This is a genomic window from Streptosporangium sp. NPDC049376 (genome assembly GCF_044466505.1).
Classification (GTDB): Bacteria; Actinomycetota; Actinomycetes; order Streptosporangiales; family Streptosporangiaceae; genus Streptosporangium.
The window spans coordinates 23,211-49,205 of record NZ_JBITMT010000025.1 but is presented as its reverse complement, the minus strand read 5'-3'; the positions used below and the strand labels follow the sequence as shown (position 1 = coordinate 49,205).

Sequence of the window (25,995 nt, the reverse complement as noted above, 5' to 3'; positions counted from 1 at the left end):
AGTGGCCCAGAGGCCGTACTCTCCCATAGTGAACTAATGGGGGTTTTGTTACTCATGGCCGACCCAAATGACACACGCGACACAGGTCCGCGTGCGGGCTCACCGCTGTGGGCCTATCTCACCACCGTCATCACGCTCGGGTTCACGGCTCTCCTGCTGGCCCAGTGGCTGACCGGCCCCGCGCAACTGGCGGGGCTCGCGCGCAGCCCGATGTTCTGGATGCTGGCCGTCCTGGTCGTCCTGGGCGAACTGCGGCCGGTGATGCTGTCGTCGTCGATGACGGTCGGGGGCACCTACCCGTCGACGATGTTCACCTTCGCGGCCCTGCTCCACTACGGGCTGCCGGTGGCGGTGCTGACGCAGGCGGTCGCCATCGTCGTCAACAGCGCCGTCACCCGTAAGGCGTGGCACCGGGTCATGTTCAACATCGCCCAGACGACACTGGCCCTCACGGCCGCGGGGGCCGTGCTCGCCGTGCTCTGCCGCCACGCGGCCCCGGCGATCTCCTGGGTGCCCGACGGGCGTGACCTGCTCGCGATCGCCCTGGCCGGGCTCGCCTACTTCTCGGTCAGGGCGCTGCTGGTCTCCGGCGCGGTCGCGCTGCACGAACGGCGCTCCCTGCACCGGGTGATCAAGACAACGATCGGCCACCAGAGCCTGGTCTACGCGGGCCTGCTCGGCCTGTCCCCGCTGGTCGTGGTCGTGATGAACGACTCCCCGGCGCTGGTGCCGCTCTTCCTCGCGCCGATGGCCGCCGTCTACTTCACCGCGACCCTTTCCGTACGGCGCGACCACCAGGCCACCCACGACGGGCTGACCGGCCTGCCCAACCGCAAGATGCTCGTCGGCCGCAGCGAGGAGGCCATCGCCGAGGCGAGGGCCGGGGAGAAGGTCGGGCTCTTCCTGCTGGACCTCGACCGGTTCAAGGAGGTCAACGACACCCTCGGCCACCCGGTCGGCGACCGGCTGCTGCAGATCGTGGCGCACCGGCTCACCCACAGCGTACGGCCGGGCGACGTGGTGACCAGGCTCGGCGGCGACGAGTTCGCGGTGCTGCTGCCCTCGATCAGGGACGCGGCGGCGGCCAGGGAGGTGGCCGCGCGGCTGCGGGTCGCCCTCACCGAACCGGTCAGGCTGGAGGGCATGACCTTCGACCTGGACGCCTCGGTCGGCATCGCCCTCTACCCCGACCACGCCCCCGACTTCGAGATGCTGATGCAGCGTTCCGACGTGGCGATGTACCTCGCGAAGGAGGCGCGCACCGGCGTCGAGGTCTACGTCGCGGAGAAGGACCGCAACAGCCCCGAGCGGCTCAACCTCATGGGCGACCTGCGCAGGGCCATCGACCGCCGTGAACTGCGTCTTCACTACCAGCCCAAGCTGGAGCTGGCCAGCGGCCAGGTGCGCGGGGTCGAGGCGCTGCTGCGGTGGCGCCACCCCGAGCGCGGGATGATCTCGCCGGGGGAGTTCGTGCCGATGGCGGAGCAGTCCTACCTCATCCGGCACCTCACCCAGTACGTCATCGACGAGGCGCTCGAACAGGCCGCGCACTGGTGGCGGATCGGGCTCAACGAGCAGATCTCCGTCAACGTCTCCGCCCGTGACCTGCTCGACTCGACCCTTCCCGACCTGCTGGGGGCCGGGCTCGCGCAGTACCACCTGCCGCCGGAGGCGATCCAGCTGGAGGTGACCGAGCGCGTCCTGATGACCGACCAGGCCTACACCGCCGACGCCGTCCGCGCCCTGAACGCGCTCGGGGTGCAGCTCGCACTGGACGACTTCGGCACCGGCTACTCCTCACTGGTGCGCCTGCAGCGCCTGCCGGTCTCCGAGGTCAAGATCGACGCCTCGTTCGTCAGGAGGCTCGGCGAGTCCGTGGACGACGAGCGGATCGTCCGCTCCATCATCGACCTGGTCCGCTCGCTGGGGCTGCGCTCGGTCGCCGAGGGCGTCGAGTCGGACGAGGTGGCCGCCCGCCTGGCCGAAATGGGCTGCGAACTGGCCCAGGGACGGCTCTTCACCGAGCCCATGTCCGCCGCCGACGCGACCGTCTGGCTGAGCGAGCACCGGGACAGGGCCGTGCCCGACCTCGGATTCCTGCGCGGAAGCGAGGTTCTCGACCCCCAGACGGCCTGATCCCCGGCGAAGGCCGGCACGCGCGCTCCCGGGCGGTTCGGTGACGGCCGCCCGGTGACGCGGGGGCCCGTGGAGACGCCGGAAGGGAGGGCGCGCGTTATTGGGTCAGGTACGTCAGGTCACGAGCCCTAGGATGACAGTGTCCAATTGCCATTCACGAAACGGGTTCAACGACTCATGTCCGCCATAACCCGCGACGAGGTCGCTCACCTCGCCAGGCTGTCCCGGCTGGCGCTGGCCGACGAGGAACTCGACCACTTCGCCGCGCAGCTCGATGTGATCATCGGTGCGGTCGCCCGCGTCGCCGAGGTGGCGGCCGACGACATCCCGCCGTCCTCGCACGCGCTTCCGCTCACCAACGTCTACCGCCCAGACGAGGTACGGCCCGGCCTGACGCCGCAGGAGGCGCTGGCCGCCGCCCCGGCCGTCGAGGACGACCGCTTCCGTGTTCCGCGCATCCTCGGGGAGGAAGCATGAGCCTCGTCCACACCTCAGCCGCCGAACTCGGCGCGCTGGTCGCCGGCGGCGAGGTCTCGGCCGTCGAGGTCGCCCAGGCCCACCTCGACCGGATCGCCGAGGTGGAGCCGAAGGTCAACGCCTTCCTGCACGTCGACGCGGAGACGACGCTCGCGCAGGCCCGCGCCGTCGACGCCCGCCGGGCCGCCGGGGAGCGGCTCGGCCCGCTCGCGGGTGTGCCGATCGCGCACAAGGACGTCTTCACGACCACGGACATGCCGACGACGGCCGGTTCCAAGATCCTTGAGGGGTACCGCCCGCCGTACGACGCGACCGTGACCAGGCGGCTGCGTGAGGCGGGCCTGGTGATCCTCGGCAAGACCAACCTCGACGAGTTCGCGATGGGCTCCTCCACGGAGAACTCGGCCTACGGGCCGACCCGTAACCCGTGGGACCTGTCGCGCATCCCGGGTGGTTCCTCGGGTGGTTCCTCGGCCGCGGTCGCCGCCTACGAGGCCCCGCTGTCCACCGGCACCGACACCGGTGGCTCGATCCGCCAGCCCGCGGCCGTCACCGGCATCGTCGGCATGAAGCCGACCTACGGTGGCTCGTCCCGTTACGGGCTGATCGCCTTCGCCAGCTCCCTGGACACTCCCGGCCCCTTCGCCCGTAACGTGCTGGACGCCGCGCTGCTGCACGAGGCCTTCTCCGGGCACGACCCGATGGACTCCACCTCCGTGGACGCTCCGGTGCCCTCCGTCGTCGAGGCGGCGCGCAACGGCGACGTCGCGGGGCTGCGCATCGGCGTGGTCAGGGAGTTCGGCGGCGACGGCTACCAGCCCGGGGTGCTCGCCCGCTTCCACGAGAGCGTCGAACTGCTCGAATCACTCGGCGCCAAGGTCGTCGAGGTCTCCTGCCCGTCGTTCACCACGGCGCTGCCGGCCTACTACCTGATCGCGCCGTCCGAGGCCTCCTCCAACCTGGCCCGCTTCGACGCCATGCGGTACGGCCTGCGCGTCGGTGACGACGGCACGCGCAGCGCCGAGGAGGTCATGGCGCTGACCAGGGCCGCCGGGTTCGGTCCCGAGGTCAAGCGGCGCATCATCCTGGGCACCTACGCCCTGTCCAGCGGCTACTACGACGCCTACTACGGCCAGGCGCAGAAGGTCCGCACGCTGATCGCCCGCGACTTCGAGGCGGCCTTCAACCAGGTGGACGTGCTGGTCTCGCCGACCACGCCGACCACGGCGTTCCCGATCGGCGAGCGCGCGGACGACCCCATGGCGATGTACCTCGCCGACCTGTGCACCATCCCGACCAACCTGGCGGGCAACGCGGCCATCTCGGTGCCGTGCGGCCTGGCGGACGAGGACGGGCTGCCCGTCGGCCTGCAGATCATGGCCCCGGTGCTCGGCGACGACCGCTGCTACCGGGTCGGCGCCGCGGTGGAGAGGGCGCTGGAGGGCCGTTGGGGCGGCAGCCTGCTGTCCAAGGCCCCGGTGCTCTAGGGCACGGGTAAGGCGAGAAAGGAAAACAGGGGGAAAGGCGGCATGATCACTCGGATCGAGATAGACGGGTTCAAGTCATTCTTGAACTTCGTCCTCGACGTGCCGCCCTTCCTGGTGCTGGTCGGCCCGAACTCCAGTGGCAAGTCGAACCTGTTCGACGCCCTGGACTTCGTGGCCGCCGAGGTCACCGGCCAGGGCGGTCTGCTGGGCGCCTCCAGGGGCCTGCCCGCCGAGCAGTTCCACCGGGTCGCGCGGGGGACGCCCGTGCCGGGGTTCGTCGTCTCCGTCGAGACCCTGGTCACCCCCGAGCCAGGAGCCCTGCTGCCGGTCAGGTTCGACGCGGGCGCGGAGATGGTCCTGAAGATCCCGAGGTCGAGCGGGGTCGTCGTCAGCCACGTGGCCAGCGACCTGCCGGAGGAACTCCTGGAGCTCATGGTCGAGGACCCCGAGCCCGAGGAGACGCCCCGCCGTACGGTCACCACGTGGCGGCGCTACGTGCCGGAACCGCGGGTCATGCGCGGGCGCTGGTCCGCCGAGGACCGCGGGCCGCTGGCCGCGGACGGCCGCAACCTCGCGGCGGTGCTCGGGCGGATGGCCGGTACGGCGGCGCTCGCCGACCTGACGGCCGACCTCGCGGGAATCGTGCCCGACGTGGTCGCGCTGGTGCCCAGGACCGAGCGGGAGGAGTGCTCCTTCGAACTGGTCGTCGACGGCCAGGGAAGCGTCCCGACGCCCCTGCTGTCCGACGGGACCCTGCGCGTCCTGGGTCTGCTGGCCGCCCTGCACGACCCCGACCACCCGGGCACCCTGCTGGTCGAGGAGATCGAGAACGGCGTGCACCCGACGCGGCTCGGCGAGCTGCTGCGGCGGGTCAGGCAGCGGATCACCCGGCCGGGGGGCGTGGAGCCGCACCGGCAGGTGATCCTCACCACCCAATCGCCGGTGGTGGTCGCCGAGACCTACCGGGCCGACCCGGACGCGCTGACCTTCCTGGACACCGCGGTCCGCGTCGATCCCGACAGGGACCGGGTCTCCCGGGTGACCGTGGCCAAGTCCGTCCAGCCGGACGGCGAGCCGGGCACGTTCGTCTCGCCACGGCAGGTCGGCAAATACCTCGGGACGGCGGCATGAGCCGTCCGCTGGTACCCGGCCTGATCGCCAGGGGAGAGGTCGAGGAGGGCTTCCTCGGCATCGTGATCTCCCGCCAGCTGCGTGAGCTGACCTGGATGTCCCCGCACACGGTGGACGTCGGGGCCACGGAGGTCGTCTCCTCCGGCAGGGAGGGCGTGGTCACGGCGCTTGAGGAGCTCGCCGCCGACTGCCACCTGCTGTTCACCCACGAGAGTGAGCGTGAGCGCGGCAAGGGCGACGGCGTCCGCTACCACTCGCACTACCTGGTGCCCGTCATCGGCCTGGGGGAGACGGAGCGGTGGCTGCTGGCCGACCGGGCGATGTGGGCCCGGCTTGAGGGCAGCGACCTCGGCCTGCTCCCCGCCCGTCCCCGTGACGCGGACAGGATCACCGACCCGGAGGCCGTGCTGGCCGCGACCGTTCCTCAGCGGGGCAAGCCGATCGGCGACTACCTCCAGTACGCAGGGCGCAACATGGACCTCGCCGTGCTGGCCCAGGTCCCCGGATACGCCGACTGGGTCGCCGAGACGAGGAACGCACTGAAAGGACTTGGTTACCTGTGAGCGGGAGGAGTCCCGGCACAGCGGGCGGAGCGGCGCGCAGGACGCGGGCGCTCCGCGGAGTGAACGAGGAGGGTGATCGACCGATGAGCGCGCGAGAGCCCGACGCAGCGGGCGGAGCGGCGCGCGAGGTGCGAGTCTCCCGCCCAGTCAACGAGGATTGGTGAACAACCGATGAGCACGGAAACGCTGATGCCGTACGACGAGGCGCTTGAGCGCTTCGAACCGGTGCTGGGCCTGGAGACGCACGTCGAGCTGGGCACGGCCTCGAAGATGTTCTGCGGTTGCCCGACCACGTTCGGCGCCCCGCCCAACACCCAGGTGTGCCCGGTCTGCCTGGCGCTGCCCGGGGCGCTGCCGACGGCCAACGCCGCCGCGATCGAGTCGACGATCCGCATCGGCCTTGCGCTCAACTGCTCCATCGCCGAGTGGTGCCGCTTCGCCCGGAAGAACTACTTCTATCCGGACATGCCGAAGAACTACCAGATCAGCCAGTACGACGAGCCGCTCTGCTTCGACGGCTACCTCGACGTCGAGGTGGACGGCAAGACCGTGCGGATCGAGATCGAGCGGGTCCACCTGGAGGAGGACACCGGCAAGTCCACCCACGTGGGCGGCGCCACCGGGCGCATCCACGGCGCCGACTACTCGATCGTCGACTACAACCGCGCGGGCATCCCGCTGGTCGAGATCGTCACCAAGCCGATCCCGGGCACCGACCGGCTCGCCCCCGAGGTCGCCCGCGCCTACGCCACCGAACTGCGCGAGGTCATGCGCGCGCTCGGCGTCTCCGACGTGCGCATGGAGGAGGGCTCCATGCGGTGCGACGTGAACGTCTCCCTCATGCCGCGTGGCGCGACCGAGTGGGGCACCCGTACCGAGACCAAGAACGTCAACTCGCTGCGCAGCGTCGAGCGTTCGGTCCGCGGTGAGATCTCCCGTCAGGCCGCGATCCTTGCCGACGGCGGCGTGATCATCCAGGAGACCCGGCACTTCCACGAGGACACCGGCACCACCACCTCGGGGCGTTCGAAGGAGGAGGCGCAGGACTACCGCTACTTCCCCGAGCCCGACCTGGTGCCGATCGCGCCGGACCCCGCGTGGGTCACCGAGCTGAAGGCCGCGCTGCCCGAGCTGCCGCGCGTACGGCGCCTGCGGCTCCAGCGGGAGTGGGGCGTGTCCGACCTGGACATGGAGTCCATGCACAACATCGACGCCATCGACCTGGTCGAGGCGACCGTCGCCTCCGGGGCCCCGCCCGCCGACGCCCGCAAGTGGTGGATGGGCGAGCTGGCCCGCAGGGCCAACGAGGCGGGCGTCCCGCTCGGTGAGCTGGCGATCACCCCCGACCAGATCGCCAGGGTGTGCGCGATGGTCGCCGGGGGAGCGCTGAACGACAAGCTGGCCCGCCAGGTGCTCGAAGGCGTGCTGAACGGCGAGGGTTCCCCCGACGAGGTGGTCGCCGCGCGCGGCCTGCAGATCGTCAACGACGAGGGTGAGCTTTCGGCGATCATCGACCAGGTGCTGGCGGACAACGCCGCCGCCGCGGAGAAGGTCCGCTCCGGCAAGATCGCCGCGGTCGGCGCCCTGGTCGGCGGCGTCATGAAGGCCAGCAGGGGCAAGGCGGACGCGGCCCGCGCCCGTGAACTCCTGCTGGAGAAGCTCGGCGTCTCCGAGTAGTCCCTGCCGGAGGCAGTCAGGTTTCGGCCGGCTTCGGCCGACGAAAGGCCCCACCGATTTGGTGGGGCCTTTTTGTTATCTGGAAATCACTTTCTCCCACTAAATGTGCATTGACTGGGGTTGTTAACTTCTTGCACAGTAATCACATTAATCTCCCCCTTCTCTCTGGTGCCGCACAGCCCGAGATCGGAGAATTCCATGAAGAGACAACTGGCGCTCCTCGCCGTGCTCTCGGCCGCCGTCTGCGGGACGTCGGCCGTCGTCACCCCGGCGCAGGCCGCCGTTTCCGCCGTCACGAGCGCCCGGGCGATCGACGCCATGGTGATCGCCAACGGCGTCCGGCTGAGATCGACCCCCGGCGGAAGCTGGGTGGTCGGCTACCTCTACTACGGGGATTACGGACAGATCCTCAGCGTCAGTTCGGGCACCTGGTGCCAGTTCAGACTCGGCGGAAGGTCGGCCTCGGGACTACCCGCGGGAACCGTCGGATGGGCCTCCTGCTCATACTTCGCCACCGAGGACGGAGTGCGTTTCTCGCGGACGGCCGTCGACGCGCTCGGCGCCTGACAGAGGCCGGTCCGCCGTACGGACTCATCTCCAGGCCCCGTACGGCGGGCCCGGCTCGGGGCGCGGAAAACCACTCCGACGGTGCCGGAAAAGGCGGGAAAGGGCCCTTGCGAAGCACGAACCATGCCGCAAACCCGCCATGCCGAGGTGATTTGTTACCCCTCACCAAGGGTGCCCGCGGACGGTTGTGGTTTAGGGTTGCCGGAAGCAGAGGTCACGAAGCAGGAGGAGCCTGAGGAAGTGCGGAACGGAGCGTCGACAGATCCGCCGACCGACCCGTTCGCGGCGGTGCCCCTGCCCTCGCATCCCGTTCCCCCGGGCGCCCGTGACCCCGCCCAGCCGCCGGGAAACAGGCCCAAGGGGCGTTCGAAGCTGCCCCCCGGCGTCTCCCCCGACATCTTCGGCCCCACCGGTTCGCCCGGCCTGCTCGGTCCTACCGGTTCTCCCGGCCCGCGCGGCGCCGGTGGACAGCAGGGCCCCATGAACCCCGGCGCACCGGGATCCCCCGGTTCGCCCGGCCTGCCGCCGCCCGCCCCCAAACCGGAGCCCTGGCGGATGGCGGCCCCCCAGGACAAGGCCGCCCCGTCGCGTCAGGAGCCCGCACCCGGTGACGCGGGACCTCCCCGGGGAGGGTCACCCCGCACCGAGAGGACACCCGCACGCCGTGGCGGACGCGGGCTGCTGCTGGCCCTGCTGCTCCTGCTGGTGCTCGGCTGCCTCGCCTACGGCATCCCCGCGATCGTCATGGCGGGCAAGATGCTGCCCGGCACCAACGTCCGGGGCGTCGACATCGGCGGGCTGACCGCCACCGAGGCCGCCGAACGGCTCAGGGACAAACTCGCCGCCCCCGCCACCAGCGCGATGACCCTGCGAGCCGCGGGCAAGGAGTACACCCTCGACCCCGAGGAGGCCGGGCTGGAGTTCGACGTCGTCGCGACGATCGACCAGGCGCCGAGCGACTTCCCCTCGCCGGGAGAGGTCTGGCGGGCCCTCACCGGGACCAACGACCTGAACCCCAAGATCTCCGTCGACCCCGAACTCATGAAGAACGCCGTCAAGGGACTGGCGAGAAGGATCGACCTCAAGGTCAGGGACGGCGAGGTCACCTTCAAGGGCACCCGGCCCGTGGTCGTGGCCCCCAGGGACGGCCGCAAGCTGGAACAGGAGGCGGCGGCGGACGTCATCGCGAAGGCCTTCCTCGGCTCGCCCGGAGCCGTCGACCTGCCCGTCTCGGTGATCAAGCCGAAGGCCACCCCCGAGGCGGTCGAACAGGCCAAGACCGCGGCGACCAAGGCGCTCTCCGGCCCGGTGACCCTGGTCCGCGGGGACAAACAGGTGCGAATGACGGTCGAGACCCTCGCCGCCCACCTGTCCTACGAGCCCGGCCCGGAAGGTGAGATGCGTCCCGTCTTCGACGCCAAGGGCGCCGTCGCCGACCTGGAGAACGGTCTCGTCGACCCCGGCCTGGCCCCCAGGGAGCCCACCTTCGAGATCGTCGGCGAAAAGCCGAAGCTGGTCCCCGGGCACAAGGGGCAGGGTGTCGACACCGGAAAGCTCGCCGACGACATGGCCGCCATGCTCGCCAAGGGCGGCGAACGGAGCGTCCAGGTCACGCTCACGACCGTCGAACCGAGACTCTCCGAGGCTCAGGCGCGTGCCCTCGGCATCAAGGAGAAGATCAGCGAGTTCACCACCCCGTACGTCTGCTGCCCGCCCAGGGTGACCAACATCAGGACCCTGGCCAAGATCATGGACGGCTACATCGTCAAACCCGGCGAGACCTTCTCCCTCAACGGCGTCATCGGCGAACGCGACACGGCCCGGGGGTTCGTCCCGGCGCCGATGATCCAGGGAGGCAGGCTGATCGACTCGGTCGGCGGGGGCATCTCCCAGTTCGTCACGACCATGTACAACGCGGTGTTCTTCGGCGGCCTCGAAGACGTCCAGCACGTGCCACACGAGTTCTACATCTCGCGCTACCCGGCGGGCCGTGAGTCCACGGTCTCCTGGCCGGAGCCCGACTTCCGCTGGCGGAACGACTCCAAGTACGGCGTGTTGGTGAAGACCTCCTACACCGCGAGCGGTGTCACGGTCGCCTTCTGGAGCACCAAGCGCTACGACATCGAGTCGATCTCCTCGGAACGTTACAATCTCACGCCGTTCAAGAGCGTGACCGAGAGCGGCCCGGGCTGCATCCCCATGGAAGGCCAGCAGGGCTTCACGATCGACGTCTGGCGGATCTTCAAACAAGACGGCGAAGAGATCAAACGCGTCAAGCAGACCACCGTCTACCGCCCCGAACTAAACCTGAAGTGCGTGGCGGGCGGAACACCCCAGACGGAGTGATTTGCGGCGCCGAAGGCGCCGCAAAGAGGCACAGCGCAATAATCGGGGCCATGAGAATCTGGGTCCCCTCGCAGGCCGCGGCTGATGTTCTTCGTGATCTCCCCGATGTGGAGTGCGTCGTCTACGACGGGACCGGGCCGACGCCCGAGGGGATCGGGGAGGTGGAGGTCTGGGTTCCGCCGTTGATTCCGCCCTCGCTGGTTCCCGAACTGCTCGGTCGGATGCACGGGCTGCGGTTGCTGCAGACGGTCACCGCCGGGGTCGACGCCTACCGGCCCCACCTGCCCGAGGGCGTGGTGCTGTGCAACGCGCGGGGTGTGCACGACGCGGGTACCGCGGAGTGGGTGGTCGGGGCCATGATCGCGGTGCTGCGGGAGTTCCCGGGGTTCGCCGCGGCCCAGGGGCGGGGGGAGTGGACCTACCACCACACCGGGGTGCTGGCCGACTCGACCGTGCTGGTCGTCGGGTACGGCTCGATCGGCCAGGCGCTCGAACGGCGGCTCGAAGGCTTCGAGGTGGACGTCGTGCGGGTCGCGCGGACGGCGCGGGAGGGCGTTCACGGGCAGGACGAGCTGCCCGAGCTGCTGCCGAAGGCGGATGTGGTCGTGCTGCTGGTGCCCGCGACCCCCGCGACCACGGGGCTGGTCGACGCGGCCTTCCTGGCGTCGATGCGGGACGGCGCCCTGCTGGTGAACGCGGCCAGGGGCGGGGTCGTCGACACCGACGCGCTCGTGGCCGAGCTCGAACGGGGCAGGCTGGTCGCCGCACTCGACGTGACCGACCCGGAGCCGCTTCCCGCCGGTCACCCGCTGTGGTCGGCACCCGGGGTCTTCATCACCCCGCACGTCGCGGGAAGCACCCCCGCCTCGGGGCGGCGCCTGCTGAGGTTGCTGCGCTCGCAGCTGCTGAGACACCTCGCCGGAGAGCAGCTTAAAAACGTGATCACCGGTTCGTACTGACCGGGAAAGGATTCCCGACCGTGGCTGCCTCGTGACCTGGGGTGCGTACGGTGAATTACTGCGAGTCCGATCGCTCGCGCGGTTATCGGATCGGTGACGACTCCGGCGTTGTCACCATCCGCGTCAGCCGGAGAGCACACACTGATCGTGTGCCGTCGTGGGACGCGGAGGACGAAGGACGACGCGTTCTCGACGGCAACGCGGGCACGGCAAACGGAGACCGCCGCGCACGCGAGACGAACCGAAACCGATGGGCAGACGACATTGATCCGCTGGCGTGACCCCCGGGTAGCGCTGACCGCCGCGGCCTTGACCGGCGTGGCGGGGCTGGTTGCCGCCTTTCTCAGTGGTGCTGCCGTTGTGATCGTCGGCGCGGTCGCGGGCGTTACGGCCGCGGCGTTCGCCGCGTTCTCGCTGTTCGCCGCCGCGCGCCGTCCGTCCGACCGGGCCAGCGCGCTGGCCTGGCGCTGGCTCGCCGCGGGCAGCGCCACCTGGCTGGTCGGCATCGCCGTACGGCCGCTGGCCGACGGGACTCCCTTCGTGGTGACGTTCGCCGATCTGGTCCTGCTCGCGGGCACCGCGATGCTCGCCGTCGGCACCGGTCTGTGCGCGGTCAGACAGGCGCGTGGTCAGGCGCTGTTACGGGACCTGGCCGACGCCTATGTCTGCGCGGCCTCGCTCTTCGTCATCGGCTGGGTGTCGTTGTTCGGCCCCGCCTACCGCGACGCGGGTGACGCGGGAACTTTCGCGGTCACCCTCGCCTCACCGTTGCTCTGCCTGGTCCTGGCCTGCGCGGTCGGCCCGGCCGTCGTGCCCGCCAGGCGTTCGGCCTGGCCGGTCGGGCTCGCGGCGCTGGCCGTACTCGCGGCGGTCACCGCCTCCGAGACCGTCACCGCGCTGGCCAGACTGACCGGTGACGAGCCGCCGCTGGGCCAGGTGTGGCTGGCGCCCGCGGCCTTCCTGCTGCTCGCCGCGGTCGCGTGGAGTGACCGCACGGCCCGCCCTGACATCACCGGCGAGGACCGGGACGAGGTGGCGGGCGACGCCATGGCGGAGGCCGTGGCGGAGCCGGGGGAGCAGCAGGAGGCCGAGTCCTCTGCGGCGGAGGGCGAGACGGAGGAACTGGTCGGGCAGACGGCCTCCTCGCTGCTGTCCGCCGCGCCGCTGGTCCTGGTCGTGGTCGCCGCCGTGGTCGTGCTCCTGCGGGTGCTCGGCGGTGGCGTCCAGGGGCCGGTGCCGGTCCTGGCGCTGGTCTCGGTCTCGGTCGTCGTCGTCCTGGTGCTGCGGCTGTTCGTCGTGCTGATGGAGACCGGCCGGATGCGGCGCCTGGTCGATCTCGGGGAACGTCAGCTGCACGACCTGGCGGAGAGCACCGGGGACGTGGTCCTGGTGTGCGACTACGAAGGCGTGGTGCGTGAGATCGGCGAGGGCGTCGAGACCACGTACGGCTACCGCCCCGAGGACATCGTGGGCAGGAGGATCTTCGACTACATCCACCCGGAGGACGTGCCCGCCATCCAGGTGGCGATGCGCGCGATGAGTCTGGACGAGGAGCCCGCCGAGAACGCGGGGACCTGCATGGTCGCCTGCCGGGTCAGGGCGTCGGACGGCACCTGGCGGCCGACGGAGTCGGTCGCGACCCGCCGGGTCCGCGGCGAGGAACTGCTGCTGGTGACCACCAGGGACGTCAGCGACCAGGAGGCCCTGCGCAACCAGGTCGCCCATCTGACCTTCCACGACGGTGTCACCGGGCTGCCGAACCGGGCCTACTTCGAGGAGCGAACCCGGGAGGTGCTGGCCCGTCCCGGCGCGGGCGCCGCGGCCGTGGTCTTCCTCGATCTGGACGGTTTCACCGCGGTCAACGACTCGGTCGGCCACGCCAGCGGCGACTACCTGCTCGGCCAGGCGGCCCGCAGGCTGCGCGCGGCCGTACGGGCCGACGACACGCTGGCGCGGTGGGGCGGGGACGAGTTCGCGGTGCTGCTCGAAGGGGCGACGGACGCCCAGACGGCGGTCGACCTGGCCGAGCGCCTGGTCCGCACGGTCTCCTCGGAGCCGTTCCGGGTGGCGGACCGCGACGTCGCGCTGACCGCGAGCGTGGGGGTCGCCTTCGCCGACGAGGACGTCTCCTCGGCCGATCTGATCCGTAACGCGGACGTGGCGATGGCCCGCGCGAAGGAGCTGGGCGGGCGCCGGGTCGAGGTGTTCGCCGCGCACATGCACACCGATGTGGTCAGGCGCCTCGAACTGGCCGCCGACCTGCAGCGGGCGCTGCTGGAGAACCAGTTCGCCATCGAGTACCAGCCGGTCGTCGACCTGGCCACCTCACGGGTCACCGCGGTCGAGGCTCTGGTGCGCTGGTGGCGGGGGAGCGCCTTCGTGCCACCCGAGCTCTTCCTCGGCCCGGCGGAGGACACCGGCCTGATCGTGCCGTTGAGTGAGTGGATCCTGCGTGAGGCCTGCCGGGAGGTCGCCTCCTGGCACGCCTCCTCGTGGAAGATCGGCCTGTCGCTGAACCTGTCGGCCCGCCAGATCATGGCGCCGCGCTTCGTGGAGAGCGTCGAGTCGGCCCTGTCGGAGAGCGGCCTGCCGCCCAGCGCGCTGACCCTGGAGGTCATCGAGGAGATGCTGGTCGAGGACGCCGAGGAGACCGTCAACCGACTCTCCGAGCTGCGTGAGCTGGGCGTACGGCTGGCCATCGACGACTTCGGCACCGGTTACGCCTCGCTCGCCCTGCTGCGGCAGCTCCCGGTCGACATGATCAAGATCGACCCGTCGTTCGTCTCGGGTCTCGGACGCGACGAGACGCTGACCCTGCTGACCCGCACGATCGTACGGCTCGGCCACGATCTCGGCCTGATCGTGGTCGCCGAGGGCATCGAGCGTCAGGAACAGCTCGAACTGCTGCGTGAGATGGGGTGCACCAGGGGGCAGGGCTTCCTGGTCGCGCGGCCGATGGCGGCGCGCGGGGTCGACTCGCTCATGCACACGGACATGCCGAGCATGCCGAGTGGCGTCTGACGGACCGGCCAGCTTTGAAGGCCGTTTTACCTGGTCAGCGACCGGGGGTGGGAAAGGCGCCGTCCAGGTTCCCGTATTTTTCCGTCTCGTATCGTGAGATCGCCGTCCCATGAATTTGACGTGGGCCCGGTACGTCGGCCATGGTGGACCCATGCATCACCGTGGGATTCTCGTAGTACTTCGCCGGCGCGCGGGCCGATAGCGAAGCACCTCGTCCTGCGCGCCGCCCCAGATCCGCCATCCCCGGCGGGATGGGGCATTTTTTATGCCGTTGTAGAGATCGACCCCATCAAACATGCTCAGCCACACAAGGAACGAGCCGATGACCGAACAGATGACAGGAGCCCAGGCCCTCGTGAGGGCACTGGAGAACGTCGGAGTCGACACTGTGTTCGGGATTCCGGGCGGCGCGATTCTTCCCGCCTACGATCCCCTATACGACTCTGTCAAGGTCCGGCACGTGCTCGTACGGCACGAGCAGGGCGCCGGACACGCCGCCCAGGGCTACGCCCAGGCCACGGGCAAGGTCGGGGTCTGCATGGCGACCAGCGGCCCGGGAGCGACCAACCTGGTCACGCCGATCGCCGACGCCTACATGGACTCGGTCCCGATCGTCGCGATCACCGGCCAGGTGACCAGCGCGGCCATCGGCACCGACGCCTTCCAGGAAGCCGACATCTCCGGCATCACCATGCCGATCACCAAGCACAACTTCCTGGTGACCGACCCGGCCGACATCGCCAGGACGATCGTCGAGGCCTTCCACATCGCGGGGACGGGCCGTCCCGGGCCGGTGCTCGTGGACATCTCCAAGGACGCGCTGACCAACAAGACCGTCTTCCAGTGGCCCCCGGTGATGCAGCTCCCCGGCTACCGCCCGGTGACCAGGCCGCACTCCAAGCAGATCCGCGAGGCGGCCAAGCTGATCGCCGAGTCCAAGCGTCCTGTCCTGTACGTGGGCGGCGGCGTGCACAAGGCAGGGGCGGCCGGGGAACTGCTGGAGTTCGCGGAGCTGACCGGCATCCCCGTGGTCACCACGCTGATGGCGCGCGGCACCTTCCCCGACAGCCACCGCCAGCACCTGGGCATGCCCGGCATGCACGGCTCGGTGCCCGCCGTCGGCGCGCTGCAGCGGGCCGACCTGCTCATCGGGCTCGGCGTCCGCTTCGACGACCGCGTCACCGGCAACCTGGACAGCTTCGCGCCGTACGCCAAGATCGTCCACGCCGACATCGACCCGGCGGAGATCTCCAAGAACCGGCACGCCGACGTCCCGATCGTCGGCGACTGCAAGGAGGTCATCACCGAGCTGATCAACGCGGTGCGCAACGAGAGCCGCAAGGGCGACTACAGCGAGTGGTGGAGCCAGCTCGACGCCTACCGGGAGACCTACCCGCTGGGCTACACCGAGTTCGAGGACGGCTCCATCGCCCCGCAGTACGTCATGCAGCGGCTGAGCGCGGTCGTCGGCCCCGACGCGATCTACACCGCGGGCGTCGGCCAGCACCAGATGTGGGCCTCCCAGTTCATCGGCTACGAGAGCCCCGGCTCCTTCATCAACTCCGGCGGCGCGGGCACGATGGGCTTCGCGGTCCCCGCCGCGATGGGGGCGAAGATGGGCAGGCCGGACACCACGGTGTGGGCCATCGACGGTGACGGCTGCTTCCAGATGACCAACCAGGAACTGGCCACCTGCGCCATCGAGGGCGTGCCGATCAAGGTCGCGATCATCAACAACGGCAACCTCGGCATGGTCAGGCAGTGGCAGACGCTCTTCTACAACCAGCGCTACTCCAACACCAACCTGCAGACGGTCCGCCGCATCCCCGACTTCGTGAAGCTCGCCGAGGCCTACGGCTGCGTCGGCCTGCGCTGTGAGCGCCCGGAGGACGTGGACGAGGTCATCAAGAAGGCCATGGAGATCAACGACGTGCCCGTCGTGATCGACTTCGTCGTCCACGAGGACGCCATGGTCTGGCCGATGGTCGCGGCCGGGACCAGCAACGACGACATCAAGTTCGCCCGTGACATGGCGCCCGTCTGGGACAGCGAGGACTAGCGGTGGGCGAGCGGACCGACAGGCACAGCGGTGTTCCGGCGGACGGCCGGGCGAAGGGAATGGCATGAGCAGGCACACGCTCTCCGTGCTGGTCGAGAACAAGCCGGGCGTGCTCGCGCGCGTCGCGGCGTTGTTCAGCCGTCGCGGTTTCAACATAGACTCGCTGGCGGTCGGGCCGACCGAGCACGAGGACATCTCCCGGATGACCATCGTGGTCAACGTCGAAGACCTCCCGCTTGAGCAGGTCACCAAGCAGCTCAACAAGCTGATCAACGTGCTCAAGATCGTGGAGCTCGACCCGGCTCAGGCCGTGCACCGTGAACTCACCCTGATCAAGGTGCGGGCCGACGCCGAGAACCGTTCGAGCGTGCTTGAGTTGGTCAACCTCTTCCGGGCGCGCTGCGTGGACGTGGCTCCGGACGCCGTGACGATCGAGGTCACCGGCACTCCGGACAAGCTGCAGGCTTTCATCAAGCTGCTGGAGCCGTACGGCATCAAGGAGCTTGTCCAGTCGGGCATGGTGGCCATCGGCCGCGGTGCCCGTTCCATCACCGACCGTTCTCTCCGGGCCCTGGACCGGAGCGCGTAGACCGTACGAGCCGTACGGGAAAACCCGAAAGGTTAAGAGAGTGACTGAGATCTTCTACGACGACCAGGCCGACCTGTCGATCATCCAGGGCCGGCACGTGGCCGTCCTGGGCTACGGCAGCCAGGGCCACGCCCACGCGCTCTCCCTGCGCGACTCCGGCGTGGATGTCCGGGTCGGCCTGCCCGAGGGCTCCAAGAGCCGCGAGAAGGCCGAGGCCGACGGCCTGCGCGTCGTGTCGCCCTCGGAGGCCGTCGAAGAGGCCGACCTGACCATGATCCTCGCGCCGGACCACATCCAGCGCCACCTCTACGCCGAGCACGTGGCCCCGAACCTCGTCGAGGGCGACGCGCTGTTCTTCGGCCACGGCCTGAACATCCGCTACGGCCTCATCGAGGCGCCGGAGGGCGTCGACGTGGCCATGGTCGCCCCCAAGGGCCCGGGTCACCTCGTCCGCCGCCAGTACACCGCCGGGCGCGGTGTGCCCTGCCTCGTCGCCGTCGAGAAGGACGCCAGCGGCAACGCCTGGGACCTGGCCCTGTCCTACGCCAAGGGCATCGGCGGCACCCGCGCGGGCGCGCTGAAGACGACCTTCACCGAGGAGACCGAGACCGACCTGTTCGGTGAGCAGGCCGTCCTGTGCGGTGGCGTCTCCGAGCTGATCAAGGCCGGGTTCGAGACCCTGATCGAGGCCGGCTACCAGCCCGAGGTCGCCTACTTCGAGTGCCTGCACGAGATGAAGCTGATCGTCGACCTCATGTACGAGGGCGGCATCCACAAGATGTACTGGTCGGTCTCCGACACCGCCGAGTACGGCGGCTACTCCCGTGGCCCGCGCGTGGTCACCAAGGAGACCAAGGAGGAGATGCGCCGCATCCTCGCCGAGATCCAGTCGGGCGAGTTCGCCAAGGAGCTCGTCGAGGAGTTCGACAGCGGCCAGAAGAAGTTCACCGCCTACCGCGAGGAGCTGGCCGAGCACCCGATCGAGAAGACCGGCGCCAAGCTGCGTCCGATGATGAGCTGGCTCAAGTAGCGGGGCCCGTCAGAGCGGTCGCCGTACGGCCCGCGTCCCCGCGACGGTTCACGTCACGGGGGCGCGGGCCGTACGCGTCTCCCGCCGGGGTCAGTGCCTGGCGAAGTCCTGTGTCCAGTAGACACGGCCGCGCGGGCTGGTGGCCACGCCGATCCCGATGTGGGTGTAGGAGCAGGTCATGATGTTGCGCCGGTGACCCGGGCTGTTCATCCAGGCCTTGACCACCTCGGCCGGGGTCCGCTGGCCCCAGGCCATGTTCTCCGCCCACGCCGACAGCGGGCTGAACCCGGACGCCTTGATCCGGTCGGTCATGGTCCTGCCGTCCTTGGACGTGTGGTTGAAGTAGTTGTTGGCCGCCATGTCGGCGGAATGCCCCTGGGCGGCCGAACGCAGCCGGGAGTCGTCCCTGAGGGCCGGGCAGCCTCCGGCCCGTCGTTCGGCGTTGGTCAGCCGGAGCACCTCCTGGACGGCCTTGGGGACACCGCACGACAGGGCGGCGTTCTTCGAACGGCCGGTGTTGCCCTGGTCGTCGGTGACGACGGCGTAGTAGACACCGGAGACGCACGGCGCCGTCACGGTGACCCGTCCGTTGACACCCCGCAGGGAGGCGCTCCTGACGGTGGGGTCGGTGCCGGTCCTCTCCTGCATGATCCGGATGCGGACCAGGGCGCTGCCGGTGCAGCCGACCCGGATGGCGGAGGCCTGGATCTTTCCCGCGGAGGACACGGCCGGGGCGGCGGCGTAGACACGGCACTCGGCCTGCCGTACCTGCGGCGCCGTCACGGCCTCGGCACTCTGGGCGGTGGCGCTCGGCGCGCCGCGCGCCACCAGGCCCCCGGCACAGGCGAGTATCCCCAGAGGTCTGCGCATGGTGGTTCCTCCAGATCGTTGGGCGCTGGATGGGTTCCGCATTCTGCCGGGGGCGTGCCGTCCGTGTCACCACGTCGCGGCCGACGATCACGGTCTCCGGCCCGCGCGACGATCCGGAAACGTTTCCGCCCTCCGGGAGCGTCACCCGGGAGACCGTGCGCTTGAATGTGGCCATGGTCACGCCGGCACCCGTCCCCGCACCCCTGATCGTTCCCCGTGCGGTGCGCGTCGGCTACGGTGTCGGCTCGGTCTGCACTGGAACGTTCTCCACGGTCCCCGGGCTGCTGCTGCTGTTCTACATGACCAACGTGCTGGCGGTTCCCGCGTGGGCCGCCGGGCTCGTGGTCTTCCTGCCCAAGCTGTGGGACATGGTCCTCGACCCCTGGGTGGGGCGCCGCTCCGACCACACGGTCTCCAGGTTCGGCGCGCGCCGTCCCTGGATGCTGCTGGGCGCGCTCACCCTTCCGGTGACGTTCGCGCTGATGTTCGCCGGACCGCCGCTCACCGGTCTGCCCGCCGCGCTGTACGTCGCGGTCTGCTATCTGGCCACCGCGACCGCCTACGCCTTCTACGAGGTGCCCTACAAGGCGATGGCCGCGGAGATGACCGACGACTACCACGAGCGTTCCGCGCTGCTGCAGTGGAAGATGGTCTTCGTCGGGGGAGCGATCCTGCTGTCGGGCTCCGTCGCTCCGGCGGTCGCGGGCGACGAGGTCTCCGGCTACCGGCTGATGGGCCTGCTCGTCGCGGCCGTGCTGCTGGCCTCCATGCTCGCCTCCTTCTTCGGTACGGCCCGCGTTCCCGCCCCCGAGGCCCTCCGGGCTCCCAGGATCCCCGGGGCGCGCGGAGCGGGACCGTCGATCAGGGCCCAGTTCGCCGAGGCCAGGTCGAGCGGGGCGTTCATGCCGCTGCTCGCGCTGGGCTGCGCGCAGATGTTCGCCGCAGGGGTGCTGCTCGCGGGCGCGCCGTACTTCGCCACCTACATCCTGGGCGATCCGGGGGCCGTCACCACGCTCTTCATGTGCGTCGTCGGGCCGTTGCTGGTCACGATGCCGTTGTGGGTGCGGCTGTCCCGGCGCTACGACAAACGGGGCGCGATGGCCCTGGGGTCGGCGCTGTTCGCGGCGGGCGCGGCGGGAACGGCCCTCTCGGGAAGCCTGGGGCCCGTCTACGCGCATCTGTGCCTGCTCGTCGTCGGTGTCGGCTACGCCGGGCTGCAGCTGCTGCAGGTCTCGATGCTGGCCGACGTCGTGGCCCACGACACGATGGTGACCGGCGGGCGCCGCGCCGGGTCGTTCACCGGACTCTGGGCGGCGTGCGAGACCGTGGTCTTCGCGCTGGGCGCGCTCGTGCTCGGCTGGCTGCTCGGCGCGGCGGGCTTCGTCGAGTCGGGCCCGGCGAACCCGGTCGCGCAGCCGGAGGCCGCGGTCGCGGTCACCCTGTACGGCGGGACCCTGCTGCCCGCCCTCTTCGCCGGGATCAGCCTGCTGCTGGCCAGGCGCTACCCCCTGACCGCGCGGACGCTCGCGGCAGGAGGGGTCACCCCAGCTGGGGAGTGATCACCAGGAAGACGCAGTCGCCGAAGGACACGACGTCTCCGGGGCGGACCTTCGCCGGGCCGACCAGCCGCCAGTCGTTGAGCCGGGTGCCGTTGAGCGAGCCGAGGTCGACGACGATCCAGCCCTCCCCGTCGCGGCGCAGTTCGGCGTGGATCCGGGAGACGGTCAGGTCGGCCAGGACCAGGTCGCAGGCGGAACCCCGGCCGACCACGTAGCGGGTGCGGTTGTCCCCGGGCAGCGCGAGCCTGGGCAGCCTCGGGCGCCGCCAGGCGGACTCCACCCGTTTGGTGAAGTCGGAGGCCGAGGCGACGATCTCGGTGACCATCCGGCGGAAGCGGCCGCGTTGCGGCAGATCGGCGACCAGGTTCTCCAGCTCGCCCTGACTCTGGGCGCGCAGGGCCATGTCCACCCGGCCGAGGAACGTGTCGTGCGAGAGGTGACCCTCGACGGCGCGGTCACGAAGCTCGTTGATCGCACGATCGCGGTCCCCGTCGGAGGCGCGGGCCGGGGGATGCGTCGAGCTCATCCCCCGAGTATCCGCCCCAACGGTGGAACCTGTCCAGAATATGCGGATCTCTTGCGACAGCCATACTCGGTATGCATACTCGGTATCCATGGCGATCAAGCAAGGACTCCTCGCTCTGCTGAGCCGGGGACCCCGCTACGGCTATCAGTTGCGGGCCGAGTTCGAGGCGTCGACGGGGGCGACCTGGCCGCTCAACATCGGCCAGGTCTACACGACGCTCTCCCGCCTGGAGCGTGACGGTCTGGTGACATCCGGCGAGCAGGACGAGCAGGGCCGGGTCGTCTACACGATCACCGAGGCCGGTCTGACCGAGATGGCGCGATGGTTCAGCACCCCCGTCGCCCAGTCGGACCGGCCTCGGGACGAACTCGTCATCAAGCTCGCCATGGCGGTCGCCGCCGGCGCCGACGTACGGCCTGTCATCCAGGCCCAGCGCGTGGCGACCATGCGCACGCTGCAGGAGCTGACCCGGGCGAAACGGGCGAACGCGGAGAGTCCGGCGCAACGGCTGGTCATCGACTCGATGATCTTCCAGGCGGAGGCCGAACAGCGCTGGCTCGACCACTGCGAGGCCGTGCTCACGGCCTCCATCCAGACGCAGGAGAGACATCGATGAGCACAGAACCGGTCCTACGGCTCGCGGACGTGACCCGCGTCCACGGCGAGGGGCCGCAGGCCGTACGGGCGTTACGGGAGGTGAGCCTGGACGTGGCGGCGGGGGAGCTGATCGCGGTGATGGGGCCCTCCGGCTCCGGCAAGTCCACACTGCTCAACCTCGCGGGCGGCCTCGACACCCCGACCTCGGGCGAGGTGGCCGTCGAGGGCACGTCGCTGACGGGCATGCGGGCCGCGGATCTCGCCGGGCTCCGCCGCCGCCACGTCGGCTACGTCTTCCAGGACCTGAACCTGATCCCCTCGCTGACCGCCGTGGAGAACGTCATGCTCCCGCGTGAGCTGGACGGCGTCAGGGCGGCCCAGGCCCGGCGGGAGGCGAGGGAGGTACTGGCCGAGGTCGGCCTCGCCGACGTCGCCGACCGCTTCCCCGACGAGATCTCCGGCGGCCAGCGCCAGCGGGTCGCCATCGCCCGCGCGCTGGCCGGCCAACGGAGGCTGATCCTGGCCGACGAGCCGACCGGCGCCCTCGACACCCCGACCGGCGACGAGGTCCTCCAGCTCCTGCGCACCCGCTGCGACGCGGGAGCGGCGGTCCTCCTCGTCACCCACGAGCCCCGCTACGCGGCCTGGGCCGACCGGGTGGTCTTCCTGCGCGACGGGGAGATCGCCGACATGACCTCCGCCCCCATGGAGAGCGCCCGATGAGCGCCCTGTTCGCCGCGCTGCGGATCTCCCGCAGGGACATCTGGCGCGCCAAGGCGCGCAGCGCGCTCATCGTGGTCATGATCGGCCTCCCGGTCCTGGCCGTCACCGCGGCCCTCACCCTCTTCGCCACCCGTGAGCTGACGCTCCAGGAGCAGGTCCCCATGCTCCTGGGCGCGGCCGACGCCAGGCTGGTCGACACGGAGCAGGGCCGGCCGATCCGGCAGGACACGACAGGCGAGGCCTGGGAACCGCGCGATGACCGCAGGGCCGAGCCGAGGTCCCGGGCACAGATCCAGGCCCTGCTCGGTCAGGGGGCACGGGTCATCCCGGTCCGCTCGACCTACGACGAGTACTCGACGGACGGCAGGTACACCTCCGCCACCGTCGTCGAGCTGGACCTGCGGGACCCGATGACGAAGGGCATGTTCCCCCTGCTCCAGGGACGCTACCCGCAGAACGCCGACGAGGTCGTGGTCACCGCCTCCATGAAGGGCCCCGTCGGGACGACGATCCACTACACCCGCCGCGACGTGGTGAAACACGTGGTGGGCAGGGTGGCCGAGCAGCGGACCGAGTACGGCGGATCGCTCATCGGACCCCCCGGCTCGCTGTTCCCCGCCGGAGATCCCAACACGAGGGACGTCTGGCTGGCCGACCTTCCCGCCCCGCTCACCTGGGAGGGGACACTCCGCGTCAATCAGGCCGGGATCGCCGTGACGTCACCGGCGGTGCTCGCGGATCCTCCCTCGGCGGGGAACGGCCCGGGACAGCCCCTCGACTACCGGCGGGGAGTGGCGCAGACCACCTCGGCGATGGCCACGGCGGCCTCGGGGATCACGCTGGCCGTGATCGAGGTCGTCCTGCTCGCGGGCCCGGCCTTCGCCGTCGGCATCCGCCGCCGTCGCAGGGAGCTCGCGCTCCTGTCCGCCCAGGGCGCCTCGGCCCGGCACCTCAAGCTGGTCGTGCTGGCCGACGGACTGACCCTGGGACTGGTCGCCGCCGTGCTCGGCTCGGTCCTCGGTGTCGGCACCGCCAGGGTGATCGCGGCCGTCATGGGGATCTGGCCCGCCGGTGAGCTGGGGCCGTTCGAGGTGCCCGTCGGGCAGCTCGTGCCGGTCGCCGTGCTCGGTCTGGTCAGCGGGATCGCGGCGGCCGTGGTGCCCGCCGTGCAGGCGGCCGGGACGGACGCGGTCACGGTGCTCGCGGGCAGGCGTCCCACGGCGCGCGACCGGGCGGGCCGCCCGCTGACAGGCCTGGTGCTGCTCGTGGCGGGGGCCGCGGCGATGCTCTACGGGACGGTCAGCGCCGAGGCGTCGATCTATCTCGGCGGGGTGCTGGGCCTGCTCGGCCTGGTCATGGTGACGCCCTGGCTGGTCAGGCGGATCGGCGGACTGGCCGGAGGGCTCCCGCTGCCCCTGCGGCTGGCCGTCAGGGACGCAGCAAGGAACCGGGGCCGTACGGCTCCCGCCGTCGTGGCGGTGCTGGCCGCCGCCGCGGCGTTCTGCACGGTCGCCGTCGGGATCACCAGCAGCGCCGCGACGGGGGCACAGAAGCTCTGGGACGGCTTCCCCCCGGGCACGACGGCGATCTACGGAAACGAGGTCCCCAAGGAGACCTGGGATCGGATCCGGCTGCTCGTCGCCGAGACCTTTCCCGGGGCGACGCCGCTTGAGACGTACGAGGTGCTCGACGACGAGGGCCGCACGCGGGACCTCGACATGGAGCGGCGCTCCTGCCGGAAGTGCTTCTTCCACTCGGGGCCGCTGCGCTCCCTGCCCGTCGGGGGTCCCGACCTGCTGCGGTTCCTGCTGGGCCGTACCGACCGGGCGGCGGAGGCCGCGCTGGCCGAGGGCAGGGCGGTGGTCTTCGCTCCGGGCGCGGTCAGGAACGGCGAGGTCCGCCTGAACGCCACAGGGCTCACGGCGAGGACGGAAAACGCCGAGGTGGTCATGCCCGCGGTCGGGGTCACCTTCCAGGGGCCCGCCCCGGTGCTCGGGGTGGTGCCCGCGGCGGCGGTGACCAAGGCGGGCTACGTCTCCGGCTTCAACGGGCTCATCGTCCGCCCGGGCGACGGCCGTCCTGATCCGGAGCGGGAGCGACGGTTCAGGGAGTCGGTGCGCGCGATCACCCCCGATGTCGGGGTCACCCTGAGAAAGGAGGCCGAGCCCGCCAGGACCGACTCCACCCTGTGGGTCATGGGGGCGCTGGCCTCGCTCGTGGTGCTCGGCGGTACGCTCGCCGCCTCGGGCCTCGCCGCCGCCGACGCCCGGCCCGACCTGGACACGCTCTCGGCGGTCGGGGCCCGGCCCCGCACCCGCCGGGCGGTCGCGGCGGGGCAGGCGGTGTTCGTCGCGGGCCTCGGGGTGCCCCTCGGCCTGCTGGTCGGCCTGCTGCCCGGGTTCGCCATGGCGAGCCAGTCGGTCGTGCAGCGCAACGACTACCGGGAGGTCGGGTTCAACGGGGTCGCCTACCCCAAGCTTGAGATGGTCCTCAGCGTCCCGTGGCTTCCCCTCGTCGCCGTCGGGGTCGGACTGCCGCTGCTGGCGGGACTGATCGCCCTGGCCTTGCCAGGACCGGGGTCACGCTGACCCGGCGGCTGGGTTAGTCAGGCGGACAGGTGGCGGCCCGTTCAGGGGCGGGCCGCCACCTGTCCGGTTCAGTCGGTGGTGCCCGCGCAGACCACGTGGGCGCCGATCTCGATCATCCGCTGTTCGCTGCGGGCGTCGGCGACCCTGGCCATCAGGATCGGCGCCTCGCTGGCGGCCAGCTGCGGCAGCCGGGCGCGCACCCCGCGGTGGATGTCCCTGACCACGTCCTCGGCCGCCGACATGTGCACCTTGACGTGCAGCATGATCCCGGGGGCCCCCGAGGAGGTCTTGGCCTCGGAGATCCACACGTGGTGCACGAGCGGGTAGTCGGCGAGCACGTAGGAGATCGCGAAGCGCAGCGCGGGCAGGATCGGGTGTGTGCAGCGCCCGTAACCGGGGTCGACCATCTGCATCGGCCCCGACAGGTGGGGACGCGGCGCGGGGATCCACGGTTGGGCGGCGGGCGCGGGCGGCACGGGGGCCGGGCTGGTGCGCCGGCCCGCCGCGGGAGTCACTGTGGGAGCGACTGTGGGAGCCACCGGGGTCGCCGGAGCCACGGGGACGACCGGAGGCACGGAGGCACGCGGGACCGTGGCCATCGCTCCGGTCGCGTAGGCCGTCGGGGCCGCGCTCGACAGCGCGGGCGTCGGGCCGGTGCGGGTGGAGAGCAGGTGGCGCTGGAGATCCTCGATCGGTACGGCCGCCGCCGCCGGGCCCGCGGCGTCGATCACGATCTCGCGCACGCCGGTGGCACGCTGGATGTCGAGGATGGTGTCGGCGTCGCACGCCGACAGAGCGTGGTTGCCGCGGTGGCGCGCGTAGGTGCTCTGCGAGGTGTAGCCGAGCAGGACCCGTTCGCCGGTCTGGGTCGTGCCGAGCACGACGGAGCGATCAGGGCGCACGGCCACGAGGAGCCCGTATTCGGCCAGCGCCGTCAGCAGCCGGTGCGGGCTGCCGTGTTGCGAGAGTACGTCGCCGAGAGCGGGGTTCCCGATGCTCATACACGGAACCTTAGGTAGAGAACCACGGCTTATCAGGGTAATCGCGAAGTTTTATCTAGATCAAGACCAAGATGAATTTTGTAGGCATA

General features: G+C 70.6%; 20 protein-coding genes. 17 read left to right on the top strand and 3 right to left on the bottom strand.

Annotation, left to right across the window (positions count from 1 at the left end; all coding sequences use genetic code 11):
- Window positions 1-54 precede the first annotated feature (54 nt).
- From ACIBVQ_RS36165 to ilvC, 13 genes are all read left to right on the top strand, one after another.
- On the top strand, window positions 55-2,136 hold the full coding sequence (locus ACIBVQ_RS36165) for a putative bifunctional diguanylate cyclase/phosphodiesterase (protein ID WP_399183153.1): 2,082 nt from the start codon (window positions 55-57) through the stop codon (window positions 2,134-2,136).
- A 177-nt stretch (window positions 2,137-2,313) separates the two neighbouring features.
- Window positions 2,314-2,613: an Asp-tRNA(Asn)/Glu-tRNA(Gln) amidotransferase subunit GatC gene (gatC, locus tag ACIBVQ_RS36160; RefSeq protein ID WP_352010217.1), complete on the top strand. Its 300-nt coding sequence runs from the start codon at window positions 2,314-2,316 to the stop codon at window positions 2,611-2,613.
- Window positions 2,610-4,100: an Asp-tRNA(Asn)/Glu-tRNA(Gln) amidotransferase subunit GatA gene (gene gatA, locus ACIBVQ_RS36155; RefSeq protein WP_352010218.1), complete on the top strand. Its 1,491-nt coding sequence runs from the start codon at window positions 2,610-2,612 to the stop codon at window positions 4,098-4,100. The genes gatC and gatA overlap by 4 nt, the downstream gene beginning before the upstream one ends.
- Before the next feature lie 42 nt (window positions 4,101-4,142).
- Window positions 4,143-5,231: an AAA family ATPase gene (locus tag ACIBVQ_RS36150; RefSeq protein WP_362774204.1), complete on the top strand. Its 1,089-nt coding sequence runs from the start codon at window positions 4,143-4,145 to the stop codon at window positions 5,229-5,231.
- Window positions 5,228-5,794, top strand: a complete 567-nt coding sequence (locus ACIBVQ_RS36145) for a hypothetical protein (protein ID WP_352010220.1) — start codon at window positions 5,228-5,230, stop codon at window positions 5,792-5,794. The genes ACIBVQ_RS36150 and ACIBVQ_RS36145 overlap by 4 nt, the downstream gene beginning before the upstream one ends.
- A gap of 171 nt (window positions 5,795-5,965) precedes the next feature.
- Complete coding sequence (gatB, locus tag ACIBVQ_RS36140) at window positions 5,966-7,471, top strand: Asp-tRNA(Asn)/Glu-tRNA(Gln) amidotransferase subunit GatB (RefSeq protein ID WP_399183150.1); 1,506 nt, start codon at window positions 5,966-5,968, stop codon at window positions 7,469-7,471.
- Window positions 7,472-7,669: 198 nt separating this feature from the next.
- Window positions 7,670-8,038, top strand: a complete 369-nt coding sequence (locus ACIBVQ_RS36135) for an SH3 domain-containing protein (RefSeq protein ID WP_399183148.1) — start codon at window positions 7,670-7,672, stop codon at window positions 8,036-8,038.
- A gap of 240 nt (window positions 8,039-8,278) precedes the next feature.
- Window positions 8,279-10,384 (top strand): VanW family protein, encoded by a 2,106-nt coding sequence (locus ACIBVQ_RS36130; protein ID WP_399183146.1) that lies wholly within the window; start codon window positions 8,279-8,281, stop codon window positions 10,382-10,384.
- A 50-nt stretch (window positions 10,385-10,434) separates the two neighbouring features.
- Window positions 10,435-11,343, top strand: coding sequence for a 2-hydroxyacid dehydrogenase (locus ACIBVQ_RS36125; protein ID WP_352010224.1), 909 nt, complete (start codon window positions 10,435-10,437; stop codon window positions 11,341-11,343).
- Window positions 11,344-11,703: 360 nt separating this feature from the next.
- Window positions 11,704-14,364, top strand: a complete 2,661-nt coding sequence (locus ACIBVQ_RS36120) for a putative bifunctional diguanylate cyclase/phosphodiesterase (protein WP_399183144.1) — start codon at window positions 11,704-11,706, stop codon at window positions 14,362-14,364.
- 295 nt (window positions 14,365-14,659) lie between these two features.
- The gene (locus ACIBVQ_RS36115) at window positions 14,660-16,423 is read left to right on the top strand and encodes an acetolactate synthase large subunit (RefSeq protein ID WP_399183142.1); all 1,764 of its coding nucleotides are present in this window, start codon (window positions 14,660-14,662) and stop codon (window positions 16,421-16,423) included.
- A 64-nt stretch (window positions 16,424-16,487) separates the two neighbouring features.
- Window positions 16,488-17,012, top strand: a complete 525-nt coding sequence (gene ilvN / locus ACIBVQ_RS36110; RefSeq protein WP_184720112.1) for an acetolactate synthase small subunit — start codon at window positions 16,488-16,490, stop codon at window positions 17,010-17,012.
- A gap of 49 nt (window positions 17,013-17,061) precedes the next feature.
- Window positions 17,062-18,042, top strand: coding sequence for a ketol-acid reductoisomerase (gene ilvC / locus ACIBVQ_RS36105; RefSeq protein WP_352010725.1), 981 nt, complete (start codon window positions 17,062-17,064; stop codon window positions 18,040-18,042).
- A 90-nt stretch (window positions 18,043-18,132) separates the two neighbouring features.
- Here the strand turns inward: ilvC and ACIBVQ_RS36100 are convergent, their stop codons facing one another.
- On the bottom strand, window positions 18,133-18,912 hold the full coding sequence (locus ACIBVQ_RS36100) for a CAP domain-containing protein (protein WP_399183139.1): 780 nt from the start codon (window positions 18,910-18,912) through the stop codon (window positions 18,133-18,135).
- A 173-nt stretch (window positions 18,913-19,085) separates the two neighbouring features.
- On the opposite strand from ACIBVQ_RS36100, the gene ACIBVQ_RS36095 reads away from it, so the two are divergent.
- Window positions 19,086-20,471, top strand: coding sequence for an MFS transporter (locus ACIBVQ_RS36095; protein ID WP_399183136.1), 1,386 nt, complete (start codon window positions 19,086-19,088; stop codon window positions 20,469-20,471).
- Here the strand turns inward: ACIBVQ_RS36095 and ACIBVQ_RS36090 are convergent.
- Window positions 20,452-20,997: a DUF1707 and FHA domain-containing protein gene (locus ACIBVQ_RS36090; RefSeq protein ID WP_352010229.1), complete on the bottom strand. Its 546-nt coding sequence runs from the start codon at window positions 20,995-20,997 to the stop codon at window positions 20,452-20,454. The two genes, ACIBVQ_RS36095 and ACIBVQ_RS36090, sit on opposite strands and share 20 nt — an antisense overlap.
- An 88-nt stretch (window positions 20,998-21,085) precedes the next feature.
- Here ACIBVQ_RS36090 and ACIBVQ_RS36085 point away from each other — a divergent pair, with 88 nt between their 5' ends.
- From ACIBVQ_RS36085 to ACIBVQ_RS36075, 3 genes are read left to right on the top strand one after another with little or no spacing between them, the layout of a single operon-like run.
- A complete protein-coding gene (locus ACIBVQ_RS36085; protein ID WP_399183134.1) occupies window positions 21,086-21,613 on the top strand; it encodes a PadR family transcriptional regulator in 528 nt (175 codons plus the stop codon).
- Entirely contained in the window at window positions 21,610-22,317 is a 708-nt protein-coding gene (locus tag ACIBVQ_RS36080; RefSeq protein WP_362774174.1) for an ABC transporter ATP-binding protein, read from the top strand. Before ACIBVQ_RS36085 ends, ACIBVQ_RS36080 begins: the two co-directional genes overlap by 4 nt.
- On the top strand, window positions 22,314-24,905 hold the full coding sequence (locus ACIBVQ_RS36075) for an ABC transporter permease (protein ID WP_399183132.1): 2,592 nt from the start codon (window positions 22,314-22,316) through the stop codon (window positions 24,903-24,905). Before ACIBVQ_RS36080 ends, ACIBVQ_RS36075 begins: the two co-directional genes overlap by 4 nt.
- A gap of 68 nt (window positions 24,906-24,973) precedes the next feature.
- On the opposite strand, the gene ACIBVQ_RS36070 is transcribed toward ACIBVQ_RS36075, so the two are convergent.
- Window positions 24,974-25,906 carry a hypothetical protein gene (locus ACIBVQ_RS36070; protein ID WP_386187349.1) on the bottom strand — a complete coding sequence of 311 codons (933 nt, stop codon included), beginning with the start codon at window positions 25,904-25,906 and terminating at the stop codon, window positions 24,974-24,976.
- Window positions 25,907-25,995: the final 89 nt, after the last annotated feature.

Excerpts from the sequence above, each read along its gene's own strand:
- ACIBVQ_RS36165 (WP_399183153.1), top strand. The coding sequence starts at position 55 with ATGGCCGACCCAAATGACACACGCGACACAGGTCCGCGTGCGGGCTCA.
- gatC (WP_352010217.1), top strand. The coding sequence starts at position 2,314 with ATGTCCGCCATAACCCGCGACGAGGTCGCTCACCTCGCCAGGCTGTCC.
- gatA (WP_352010218.1), top strand. The coding sequence starts at position 2,610 with ATGAGCCTCGTCCACACCTCAGCCGCCGAACTCGGCGCGCTGGTCGCC.
- ACIBVQ_RS36150 (WP_362774204.1), top strand. The coding sequence starts at position 4,143 with ATGATCACTCGGATCGAGATAGACGGGTTCAAGTCATTCTTGAACTTC.
- ACIBVQ_RS36145 (WP_352010220.1), top strand. The coding sequence starts at position 5,228 with ATGAGCCGTCCGCTGGTACCCGGCCTGATCGCCAGGGGAGAGGTCGAG.
- gatB (WP_399183150.1), top strand. The coding sequence starts at position 5,966 with ATGAGCACGGAAACGCTGATGCCGTACGACGAGGCGCTTGAGCGCTTC.
- ACIBVQ_RS36135 (WP_399183148.1), top strand. The coding sequence starts at position 7,670 with ATGAAGAGACAACTGGCGCTCCTCGCCGTGCTCTCGGCCGCCGTCTGC.
- ACIBVQ_RS36125 (WP_352010224.1), top strand. The coding sequence starts at position 10,435 with ATGAGAATCTGGGTCCCCTCGCAGGCCGCGGCTGATGTTCTTCGTGAT.
- ACIBVQ_RS36115 (WP_399183142.1), top strand. The coding sequence starts at position 14,660 with ATGCTCAGCCACACAAGGAACGAGCCGATGACCGAACAGATGACAGGA.
- ilvN (WP_184720112.1), top strand. The coding sequence starts at position 16,488 with ATGAGCAGGCACACGCTCTCCGTGCTGGTCGAGAACAAGCCGGGCGTG.
- ACIBVQ_RS36100 (WP_399183139.1), bottom strand. The coding sequence starts at position 18,912 with ATGCGCAGACCTCTGGGGATACTCGCCTGTGCCGGGGGCCTGGTGGCG.
- ACIBVQ_RS36095 (WP_399183136.1), top strand. The coding sequence starts at position 19,086 with ATGGTCACGCCGGCACCCGTCCCCGCACCCCTGATCGTTCCCCGTGCG.
- ACIBVQ_RS36090 (WP_352010229.1), bottom strand. The coding sequence starts at position 20,997 with ATGAGCTCGACGCATCCCCCGGCCCGCGCCTCCGACGGGGACCGCGAT.
- ACIBVQ_RS36085 (WP_399183134.1), top strand. The coding sequence starts at position 21,086 with ATGGCGATCAAGCAAGGACTCCTCGCTCTGCTGAGCCGGGGACCCCGC.
- ACIBVQ_RS36080 (WP_362774174.1), top strand. The coding sequence starts at position 21,610 with ATGAGCACAGAACCGGTCCTACGGCTCGCGGACGTGACCCGCGTCCAC.
- ACIBVQ_RS36075 (WP_399183132.1), top strand. The coding sequence starts at position 22,314 with ATGAGCGCCCTGTTCGCCGCGCTGCGGATCTCCCGCAGGGACATCTGG.
- ACIBVQ_RS36070 (WP_386187349.1), bottom strand. The coding sequence starts at position 25,906 with ATGAGCATCGGGAACCCCGCTCTCGGCGACGTACTCTCGCAACACGGC.